Genomic DNA, 10,886 nt, shown 5'->3' on the forward strand with positions numbered 1-10,886 from the left:
ATCACACATCAATACAGCTTTTTAGATTATCGGTGAGTTTATAAATTCCAGATCGCATAAGATGGCGGTGCCCCATAAAGTTGTTTCTTAATCGAGATAAGAATTTACCAAAAAGTACAAAAAAAAGCGATTTCTGTATTAAAGGTCATATTCCATTTTGCAATACTTTTGATCATTATAAACCTCAAATTTCTTAAAGCAAATGAAAAACGAATTGTCGCCGCAAGCCATTGCGCAATACCGTCGTGACGGATTTTTAGTGATTGAAGATTTTTTATCCCCGGAAGAACTGGAATTTTGGCGACAAGCGCTTGATGAAGCAGTGGCAAAAAGGAACGGCAATAAAATGCCCGATCGCAAAGAAGTATACGGCAAAGGCGATGATGCGGATAAATCGTATTATGATAATGTTTTTGACCAGCTCATTAATTTATGGCAAGACAACGAAAAAATAAAAAAGATCATGTTAGATGAACGGTTGGGAAAAATGGCCGCGCAGCTTTGTGGAGCACAAGGCATCCGTATATGGCATGACCAGGCACTGATCAAAAAGCCATGGGCTAATCCTACATCATGGCACCTGGATACGCCATACTGGTCATTTAGCGACAGGCGGGCACTATCTATCTGGGTAGCCTTGGATGATGCTACTTATGAGAACGGATGCCTGTTTTTTATCCCGGGATCTTATCACAATACCACTTTCGAAAATCCGGGGATCGGCAAAAATATGGGGGCGATATTTACCACCTATCCCGAATTTAAAACAGCCAAATCAATGGCAGCGCCCATGAAAGCTGGAAGCTGTTCATTTCACAACGGCCTTACCATTCATGGTGCGCATGCTAACATGACACCTGGTTACAGGCGTGCCATGACCTGCGCTTATATGCCCGATGGTAGCACTTTTAATGGCATACCCAATATTTTATCGCCCGAAGAAATTGCCCGCCTTAATTTAGGTGATCTGTTAAATAATGATACGCTTAATCCTTTGATTTACCTGGAATCTTAATTTTACCTATCGCCAATAGTATCCAATTTCATAAAATATGAGCCGAAGATTAGTTACCAGTATTATCATCCTGATCCTATCGTATCAGCCGGTTTTTTCTCAGATCGGCTATAGCAAGGGCATCCGGTATAATGTTTCAGCCAAGACCATTACTATCACCGTACCGGATAACAAGTTGTCTATCGTTATTGATTACTCCTCCGGTTGCCGCATCAGCCAACTAAACGTCAAGGGACGCAATGTGCTGTCGGCATCGGGTGTTAAAACCGGTATACAGACTAAAAGCGGCAGTTATTTTTCTGATAAACAGGCTGGCGCTATTAAAATTAACAAGAACGGGAATCATATTATTCTTAGCGGCATACATTATGGTGATGAACATGTTATTGTTGATGAAACCTGGGGTTTTACAATCAATGGTGACAAAGTAGATTGGAATATCAGCCGGGAGTACAACAACACAACCGAATTAGAAGACAGCGCTTTCCCAAAATGGAATTTTTTGGGTCTTAACACCTGGAAAGGTGGCATTTTAGATAACGGCGGGATGGTATGGTGCAAATATCTGAAGAATGTAAATGATACTTACGGCGTACATACCGGCGGCGTAACCTTCTGGAATGTAAACACTGGCGACGGACTAAAAATAACAGCGAAAGCCGGCTCTGGGAGTGCAATTGCCGCGAAATACTCCCAAAGCGACAAAAATGAATTTACCTGCCAGCAAATAGTAACCAACGGGCCGCTAAATCAGCGCTATGACCTTAGCCGTTTTGTATCGCAAAAGGCAAATGTGTTCGCGCCTTTTAAAATCAATAAAGGCCGGATAACCGTGCATTATGAATTGAGTTATGAGGATTATTTTGCTAAATATTCGAGAGGTAACCTCGCAGGGATCGATGCAGCATCGGTGCGGGAACTGCTTAACACTACAGGGCGATATGGAGTGGTTGATAATAATATTGTTGGCGGCAATGGCTGGTTAACCAACTGGAAGTGCATGCATGAGCCTTTCTTTGCCCAGATTGGCCTGGCGGTAGATGATGAAAACTACACACGTAACTTTTCGGCCACGCTTAACCAGGAACGCGATGAGGCTATGCTGCCCGACGGGCGCGTATTATCCCGCTGGCATAACGCAGCCGGCGATGAAATACCCGGCACATATAATCCTAAAACAGGTTATTACGAAGCTATGTGGGGATACACCGTCGATTCGCAAACCGGCTATGTAATTAATGCCAGCGAACAATTTGACATCAATGGCGATATTAAGTGGCTAAAATCGCACCAGGCAAGCTGTGAGCGGGCGCTGGAATGGTTGATCAGGCGCGACAGTAACCACAATGGTATTTTTGAAATGGTAAACAACAATATAGCCGAAAAAAAAGCCAGCGACTGGCTGGATATTGTGTGGGCTAGTTATGAAAATGCCTTTGTAAACGCCCAGATGTATGAAGCACTAAACCTTTGGGCAAATTGTGAAAAGATATTAGGGAACCCTCAAAAGGCAGCATTTTATACGGCAATTGCCGAAAAGCTTAAAACTGCTTTCAATAAACCGGTAAGCGAGGGCGGTTTTTGGCTGCCGGCCAAAAAGCAATATGTTTACTGGCGAGATAATGATGGCACTATTCATGGCGATAACCTGGTCACCCCGGTTAATTTTGCAGCTATAGCATTTGGCATTTGTGATGACCCCGTCAGGATAGCTCAAATTCTTGACCAGATAGAACAACGCACTACCAGCGAACATCTATTTCACTGGCCTTTATGTTTTGATTCATTTACCCGGGAAGAAGTATCCCCCGGAAACTGGCCTTTTCCCAAATATGAAAACGGCGATATTTTCCCCACATGGGGGTATCTCGGTATCAGGGCTTATGCGGGCTATGATAAAAAAATCGCCCTTAAATATATCCGTAACCTATTGGAACAATATAAAAAGGATGGCCTTTCATCGCAACGCTACAGCAGGGTTAGCCAACTGGGTCTTGGCGAAGACATTCTGGCAGGGATATGCACCACCATTACAGCTTTATATCGTGATATTTATGGCATCCGCCCCAAATGGAACCGCATGGGGCTTGAACCCCATATGAGTGATGTGTTGAATGGAACCAGGTTTTCGTACACACTGCGCGACACCGTTTACGACATCAGTTTGAGCACAAATAATTATACTATGCGCACCAAAGGTTTTTCTGTCAGCAGCAATGAAAAATTTGGTGCATCAAAAACAGAGAATAGGCTAACCTACTACCATCATAACCAGGATAGCACACAGTTACAGGTAAGCCAAAAATCGACCCATCCGATTGCGTTGACTATCAGTTCCTGGATGCCGCAAAAAATTTCATGGTCTGTCTCCTCGCCCGATACTTATGAGTTTGCCTTTACACAGTTACAACCGGAAACTAATTATGAGTTGATTATTAATGGAAAAGTGAAACACCTTACGGCAGATAAAAAAGGTCAACTGAGCTTCCGGCAAACTTGCAAGTCAGCTGTTACTTTCATTATAAAAAAGGCAGCGTAACAATCCGTAAAATGGAGATCAAAATATTAAGCCCGCAATGGGGCCATGAACATTTGCCGTTGACCGATTTTCTGGATAAGGTAAGGCTTTCGGGATACGACGGTGTAGATACCTGGATCCCCCTTAACAAGGATGATAAGCGGCTTTTATTCGATTATCTGCAACAGCATCAGATGTACCTGGTAAGCCATCAACACCGTGCCGAAGGCTGTACTTTTAAAAAATTCAGAGCGTCTTTTATTGAAAACCTGGAGGAGTGTGCCGAACCCAAACCCTTGCTGATCAACTCGCATACGGGTCGTGACTACTTTAGCTTTGATCAAAACCTTGCCCTAATAGATACCGCGCTTGAATTTTCGGCAAAAACCGGCATCCGGGTAGTTCATGAAACCCACCGGGGCAGATTAGGCTATTCGCCGCAGATGCTTACGGACTTTTTTGCCACCCGACCGGATTTCAGGATCACAGCCGATTTTTCGCATTGGGTTTGTGTTACCGAAAGCATGCTCGAAAACTTTACGTTGATTATGGACGAAGCTGTTAAACGGAGCATACATATCCACGCCCGCGTTGGTTTTGAACAAGGTCCGCAGGTAGCAGATCCGCGGGCACCAGAATGGGCTTATGCACTTCATCAATTCCTGGGATGGTGGGATAAGATTATCTCCGTTAACAATCAATTGGGTATACCCCTATTTACTATAACTACTGAGTTTGGCCCTGAACCGTACATGCCTAAAGTTCCCTTTAGCAATAAGCCCATGGCTAATCAGTTTGAGATTAACACTTTTATGAAAGATCTGCTATGTAAAAGATATAATACCCCCTCATCTGCTTTTAACAAACCTTAATAGTTTGTACGTTAAGGATTTTGCCCAGCTTCTCCATCTTAGATGCTATATGCCCCCGCCCTATGGCGCAATGATGGGCAGGCCCATAGGAATTCCAATCTTCTACAAATTTTCTTGCGCCTATCGGGAAACGGTACCTGCTGTTGGTATTACCAATTTCAAGAATAGGCCCAGCAACAGATTCGGCCTCGGCTACCAGGAAAAGAAGTTTACCATCTATTGTCTCCACGACAGCAAGCAGGGTGACAGGGCCGTGCTTTACCGACATTTCTACGGATAAACCCCTGCCAACTTTACCATGATAAACCAATAATGGCCGCACCTTTATTTTCCCTTCGGCCAAGGCGGGATGACAAGGGCCATCGTGCCCCATCAACACTACATCATCATTAAAATCCATTGCATAATACTCCGTGAACGACCCACCCGCGCCAAAACTATCCATAATCTTCATAGCCTGGGCATTCTTCACTTCGTATTCGCCCGCTGCAGGTATACCATTGGCCGTAAGCATGGAGTTACCCAAAATCACCGAGGTCATGGTGTTGTGATTCGCTTCGTTCCCGGTACCCTTATGGTAATAGGCCATGGAGCCTAATTGATATTTCTGAACAAGCTTATCGAGCGCCACCGCTGTCATGGCGGCGCGTGATAATTCGTCGGCCGGGCAGTCATTTTGCACTTCGAAAATATTATGAAACGCGCTTATTTTTTCGAGGGTCTCTTCGGTTGTAACGGTAGCCCGGATAGCCGAAAGTTCATCCACCTCAATAACTTCAATATGGCCGCCAAAAGTGGTACAATGGAGGGTAAGATTGGTATAAATATCCAACATTCCGCTATAGTAGCTACCCATAATTCCCAACCGATTGTAATACATAACATGGGCTACCTTTGCTGCGGCAATCCACTCCTCCACCTGCTGCCAAACCTCAGGATCATTATCCAGCATACCGGTAACCTGATAAAACGGAATATTAGAGCGGTTAAACACATTGGCAATTTCCGGTACCGGGCATGCCGAGCAATAAGCCAGCCATTCACCAGTCATATCGGTACGGTTCGTCATTTTATTAAAAGCCGTGTAGTCAATAGCAGCGGCAGGTGACAGGTTAAGCACAATAACCGGTACTTTTGCCTTTTTTACCACAGGTAATACTGTTGATGATAAGGCATAAGTGGTTACATACAAAAATATCAGATCCACATCTTCCCGGCGAAAACTGCTACCTGCTTCAAAAGCCTTTTCAGGCGTATCTATAAGCCCCAAATTAACAATTTCAGCATCATAGCTTTGCAGCCTGTTACTTACAACCTCAATATAGCCGGTAAGCCGTTCTTTTAGTCCTTCAAATTGAGCCCAATATGCTTCAAGGCCAATGCCAAACAAACCTATTTTTAAACCAGATGAGCTTTTGTTATCTCCAGGTACCATTTTTAATATTTATATTCTTTTTACCCTTATCTATAACCGCCTGGTATAACAGTACATCGTCATGCCAAAGTTTAAATTACTACTCACGGCAGCAATACACTCGGCTTTAAACTAAATTAATATTTAACAAGCGCGGTACATGCCATATATACGTTTGTATAAATCGGTTGATAAAAGTATTTTAATCCTATCAGTCCCTCATACAGGTTTTGATATTTGGTTTATAGTTTTTGACAACGGATTATTAAATAATTGATAAACAATTTTTTATAACAAAATTCAAATACATCACAAAAAATACAGTATGATTACTAAAGGCTAAACATGTTTTATAAGTACGGTATCATAAAGAACAAATTATTTGTCAAAATATATAAACACGCCAGGGTTGCTGCAGTTAAATTAGCAACTATAAACCATATTAAACCTGCATGAAAAAAATAAACTCGCGCCTGGTAAACAGCTATGCATCAGTAATACTATTTGTGGCAGCCTGCTGCTTTTATTCGCAACAGGGTTTAGCACAGCACAAAGCAAAAGTAAACTTAGCCACTGTTACTAACTTTGATAAGAGCGGGCATCAGATAACCCGTTTTAGCACTTTAGGTGATGCCATAGATGCGCATGATGGCGAAATAGCGCTTTTTAACGGCGTTTATTATCTGTATGGCACCAGTTATGATTGCGGTTTTGAATGGGGCAAGAAAGATGCGCCTTTTTGCGGCTTTAAAAGCTATTCATCTACAGATATGGTTAACTGGACAGACCGCGGTTTTCTTTTTGATGCCACAACCCAGGTTTGGCAAACCCGCTGTAATGGTAATACCATCGGCTGTTTCCGTCCACATGTTATCTACAATAAAAAAACGGGATTGTACGTGCTATGGATAAACACTTATGATAATGTATCGGGTTATCACGTGTTTACAGCAAAATCTCCAACCGGACCATTTACAGAGGTTGCCGAACCTAAACTTGCTGTTAATGCAAACGCTCCTGCCGCTACTTTAAATAATGGCGATCATGATACTTTTGTTGACGATGATGGTACAGCATACTTAGCCTATACCGACTGGCACACCAAAGGCACTATAGTAATAGAAAAATTAAGCGACGACTATTTGACAGGTACGGGTGAAGTTGCAAAAGGCATTACCAAAGGACAAACCGAGGCGCCGGGTATGTTTAAGCGCAATGGTATTTATTATGTAGTTTATTCCGATCCCAATTGTGGCTATTGTTCTGGTACAGGGGCATCATATAGTATGGCTAAATCGCCTTTGGGACCATGGTCTGAGGGCCGAAAGATCAGCGATAACTCTTGTGGGGGCCAGCCATCTTTTGTGTCAACCATCATATTGGGTACTGGCCCTGTTTTTTTGTTTGGCAGCGATTTATGGAACAATGCCGCGAAAAATGAGGCTTTGGCAAATTATTACTGGGCACCGCTCAGTTTCGAGGCCGATGGCTCCATAAAACCCATGACTTGTGATCAATCATTCAAAATTGCTACTTCTGATAATAAGCCTGCAAAAAACATCAATTTAAAAGAATATCGTACGCAACATGACATCAGTAAGGCGATGCAATGGGCACAAACCTTTAAGGCCAGCTTATCAGGTGTATTAAGTACCCTGCGTTTTACCACCTTTAAAATAGGATATCCCGATGCCACACTTCAAATTGCCGTTTACAGGGCCGACAAAACAGGTAAACCAACCGGCAGCCCCTTAAGCACTCAGAATCTGGATGCAGGCGTTGTGGGCTGGTCGGCAAAAAGGCTTACCGTTCGGCCTAAAATAAAAATTGAGGCAGGCATAAATTATTGCGTTGTTGTAAAATCGGCAGCAGTTACCGGATCATACGGTTTTGCTTATCAAACCGCGGAGGCAACTTCTGTTTCGGCTTTTTATAGCGGCGATGGCGGCAATACCTATACTGCAGATAATAGTAAAATAATAAAGTTTGATATGCTCGATTCAAGCGGGAAACAACTTAATAAATAGCCAGATAAACAATTAATATTTAGTGGTGTATCTGTACTTTTTGAAATCCAACTTGTGACAGACCTATTTATTGTTATTTTTAACTTCATATAAACCTATGTCTGCGTCAATTGGTATGGCTTTTAATCTACCTTTTATATAAACATTACCAAACTGTTTATTAGTAAATGCTTTTTAAATGATCAATTATTACAAATACCTGCCTGTAAGCCGCGAAGATGAAAATTGGGGGCTGTGCGTGCTTAATGCTGGTTGTACCCATATTGAACCTACCGGCTTATATCCGGTAAAAAATCATCCGGCACATCATTATTTTAGCTGGAATATAGGTAGGGTTTTAAATGAGTACCAGGTTATTTATATCACAAGAGGCAAGGGTGTTTTTGAATCTGATAACTGCACACAACGTACTATTACCGCTGGAACAGTGATCATACTGTTCCCTGGCGAGCGCCACCGATATAAACCCAATAATGAAACCGGCTGGGACGAATATTGGATAGGAGTTAAAGGTGATATTATTGACAGATTGGTAAAAAATAATTTCCTGAGTCCGAAAAACCCAAGTATGTACATCGGTTTCAACGAAGGCATTTTCAATTTATTTAACAACATCATCGAAAATACCAGGAACGAGAATACAGGTTACCAACCCCTCATATCGGGTGCGGCTTTACATTTGCTGGGTTGCGTACATGCTGTCATTAAACAAAACGATGTGGAGTGCGAAGACAAAGAGATCATTGTGAATAAAGCCCGACTGTTATTCCGTTCCAATATCGTAAATGATTTTTCGCCCGAGCAGGCTGCCGATGAATTACAGGTAGGCTATTCGTGGTTTCGGAAACTATTTAAAAGTTATACCGGATTATCGCCCGGCCAATATTATATCCAACTCAAAATTGAGCGCGCTAAAGAGCTTTTAAACAATCCTGATATACCCATAAAACATATCGCATACGATTTGAAGTTTGACAGCTATTTTTATTTCTCGCGGCTTTTCAAAGAAAAAACAGGTATCACTCCTATTGATTATCGCAAACGGGCAACAGAAAAAACAACCGATTTTGATGATCAAATGCGTTTTAAGGCGGCCATAAATACTCTTAAAAAGAAATAAAAACTTTAAAGAAGAAATATAAATTGATTTATTTTTATATTGGCTCTTGAAGAATAGCATGATATAGAATCTTGAATGATACTGAATTAATTAACTTACTTAGATCAGGAGATCAGGAAGCTTATACCGAAATCTATCGCCGTTATAGAGGTATCTTACTCATTCATGCTTACAAAAAGCTTGGAAATTTTGAAGAGGCAAAAGATATTGTACAGGAAACCTTTTCATTTTTATGGAAAGACAGGCATGAAATACCTGATACAAAAAATCTTGCCGGCTATTTATATACCATTATCCGTAATAAAATATTAAATCATATAGAGCATAAAAAGGTTGAATCGAAATATGCTTCTTCATTTATACAATTTGTTGCCCAAGAAGATCATGTAACTGATTTTTTAATACGGGAAAGAGAATTGGCAGCCCGGATAGATAAAGAGATCAATGCACTCCCTGAAAAAATGAAGGAAGTTTTTGTTTTAAGCCGAAAAGACAATCTTTCCCATAAAGAAATCGCAGAAAAATTAAATATTTCTGTTTTTACGGTAAAAAACCATATCAAAAGCGCCCTAAAAGCACTACGCCCCAAATTTGAGATGCTGATTATAGCTGTAATTTTGCTGAATTTATATTTAATGTTAAATTTTTATTAAATCGACTAGCCCCTGGGTAGGCACATAACTGTCTTACAGTTATATTTTATATCAGCAGGGAATGAGCACCGAGGATTTTAAAAAATTATTACACCGATACAATGCCGGAAAATGTACCCAAGCTGAAAAAGCATTGCTTGAATCCTGGTACAAAGAATTTGAATTCCAAAAATTGCCTGAACTGACTAATGATCAATTAGCCGAGATACTTTCTATTCAAACACCACCTCCTCAACAAAAAATCAAATCGTTAATTCCGTGGATATCCTCGGCTGCCGCAGTTTTGTTACTTTGTTTATCTGCAGGGGGATATCTCTTATGGCATAAACACAGTTTACCCCAGGCAGCAGAAAAATATACTTACCAGGTACCACCAGGAACAGACAAAGCCATTTTAACACTTGCGAATGGAAGAAAAATGGTCTTGTCGGGTAATCAGGCGGGGAAACTGGCAGAACAGGGCGGTGTAACTGTGGACAGAACAGCCGATGGAAAAGTGCTTTACAGCTCATCTGAAAAGCAGAATCCAATGGCTACCACTTTATATAACACGCTCAATACGCCACGTGGAGGGCAATATAACCTGGTATTGTCTGATGGTACAAAAGTTTGGCTAAACGCGGCTTCATCTATAAAATTTCCGGTAGCGTTTAATGGTAATGAACGGAAGGTTGAAATTACCGGCGAAGCTTATTTTGAAGTAATACATGACGCTAATAAACCTTTTAGAATCATAGCCGGAAATGAGATTATTGAAGATCTGGGCACACAATTTAATGTTAACAGCTATACTGATGAACCCCTTGCAAAAGTAACACTGATATCTGGAAGTGTTAAGATCAACGGCAACACAAAAAACATCACCCTAAAACCAGGCCAGCAATCACAATTCGCAGGTCAGGGTTTTAAAATTACAGATAATGCCGATGTAGCAGAGGCTGTAGCCTGGAAAAATGGACTATTTAAATTTCACAAAGCCAGTTTACCAACAGTAATGCGCCAGCTTTCGAGATGGTATAATGTAAATGTAAATTATGAGGGCAAGATACCTGACGTTGAGTTTTCTGGCGAAATCACCAGGAATGTTAATATGTCGGAAGTGCTGGATATATTAAGCTATTTAAAGGTTCGTTTCAAAATGACACAAAACAACCAGAATATAATAATAGAGGGTACAGAATGATCAGTTAATTTATTTAAAACCTAAACCTTAAACATCTATGGAAAAATAACTACCAAAACTCTCCCCAGAAAGGTGATCAAAAGA

Annotated in this window: 8 protein-coding genes; 7 read left to right on the plus strand and 1 reads right to left on the minus strand. The window is 41.2% G+C overall.

The window, feature by feature from the left end; all coding sequences use genetic code 11:
• Positions 1-202: 202 nt before the first annotated feature.
• The 3 genes from ACTJKG_RS06350 to ACTJKG_RS06360 are packed head-to-tail and all read left to right on the plus strand — an operon-like array spanning position 203 to position 4,405.
• Positions 203-1,015, plus strand: a complete 813-nt coding sequence (locus tag ACTJKG_RS06350) for a phytanoyl-CoA dioxygenase family protein (RefSeq protein WP_440738673.1) — start codon at positions 203-205, stop codon at positions 1,013-1,015.
• Positions 1,016-1,052: 37 nt separating this feature from the next.
• On the plus strand, positions 1,053-3,554 hold the full coding sequence (locus ACTJKG_RS06355) for an alpha-L-rhamnosidase-related protein (RefSeq protein WP_440738674.1): 2,502 nt from the start codon (positions 1,053-1,055) through the stop codon (positions 3,552-3,554).
• 11 nt (positions 3,555-3,565) lie between these two features.
• Positions 3,566-4,405: a sugar phosphate isomerase/epimerase family protein gene (locus ACTJKG_RS06360; protein WP_440738675.1), complete on the plus strand. Its 840-nt coding sequence runs from the start codon at positions 3,566-3,568 to the stop codon at positions 4,403-4,405.
• Here the strand turns inward: ACTJKG_RS06360 and ACTJKG_RS06365 are convergent.
• A complete protein-coding gene (locus ACTJKG_RS06365) occupies positions 4,392-5,840 on the minus strand; it encodes an arabinose isomerase (RefSeq protein ID WP_440738676.1) in 1,449 nt (482 codons plus the stop codon). The two genes, ACTJKG_RS06360 and ACTJKG_RS06365, sit on opposite strands and share 14 nt — an antisense overlap.
• Before the next feature lie 431 nt (positions 5,841-6,271).
• Here ACTJKG_RS06365 and ACTJKG_RS06370 point away from each other — a divergent pair, with 431 nt between their 5' ends.
• The 4 genes from ACTJKG_RS06370 (at position 6,272) to ACTJKG_RS06385 (ending at position 10,802) form a co-directional block, all read left to right on the plus strand.
• Complete coding sequence (locus tag ACTJKG_RS06370) at positions 6,272-7,846, plus strand: family 43 glycosylhydrolase (protein ID WP_172333165.1); 1,575 nt, start codon at positions 6,272-6,274, stop codon at positions 7,844-7,846.
• A 178-nt stretch (positions 7,847-8,024) separates the two neighbouring features.
• Positions 8,025-8,966 (plus strand): AraC family transcriptional regulator, encoded by a 942-nt coding sequence (locus ACTJKG_RS06375; protein ID WP_172333164.1) that lies wholly within the window; start codon positions 8,025-8,027, stop codon positions 8,964-8,966.
• Positions 8,967-9,037: 71 nt separating this feature from the next.
• On the plus strand, positions 9,038-9,619 hold the full coding sequence (locus ACTJKG_RS06380; protein ID WP_216650440.1) for an RNA polymerase sigma factor: 582 nt from the start codon (positions 9,038-9,040) through the stop codon (positions 9,617-9,619).
• Positions 9,620-9,680: 61 nt separating this feature from the next.
• Positions 9,681-10,802, plus strand: a complete 1,122-nt coding sequence (locus ACTJKG_RS06385; RefSeq protein WP_440738677.1) for a FecR family protein — start codon at positions 9,681-9,683, stop codon at positions 10,800-10,802.
• Positions 10,803-10,886: the final 84 nt, after the last annotated feature.

This window comes from Mucilaginibacter sp. 22184 (assembly GCF_052045695.1).
Lineage (GTDB): Bacteria > Bacteroidota > Bacteroidia > Sphingobacteriales > Sphingobacteriaceae > Mucilaginibacter.

Excerpts from the sequence above, each read along its gene's own strand:
- ACTJKG_RS06370 (WP_172333165.1), top strand. The coding sequence starts at position 6,272 with ATGAAAAAAATAAACTCGCGCCTGGTAAACAGCTATGCATCAGTAATA.
- ACTJKG_RS06350 (WP_440738673.1), top strand. The coding sequence starts at position 203 with ATGAAAAACGAATTGTCGCCGCAAGCCATTGCGCAATACCGTCGTGAC.
- ACTJKG_RS06385 (WP_440738677.1), top strand. The coding sequence starts at position 9,681 with ATGAGCACCGAGGATTTTAAAAAATTATTACACCGATACAATGCCGGA.
- ACTJKG_RS06365 (WP_440738676.1), bottom strand. The coding sequence starts at position 5,840 with ATGGTACCTGGAGATAACAAAAGCTCATCTGGTTTAAAAATAGGTTTG.
- ACTJKG_RS06375 (WP_172333164.1), top strand. The coding sequence starts at position 8,025 with ATGATCAATTATTACAAATACCTGCCTGTAAGCCGCGAAGATGAAAAT.
- ACTJKG_RS06355 (WP_440738674.1), top strand. The coding sequence starts at position 1,053 with ATGAGCCGAAGATTAGTTACCAGTATTATCATCCTGATCCTATCGTAT.
- ACTJKG_RS06360 (WP_440738675.1), top strand. The coding sequence starts at position 3,566 with ATGGAGATCAAAATATTAAGCCCGCAATGGGGCCATGAACATTTGCCG.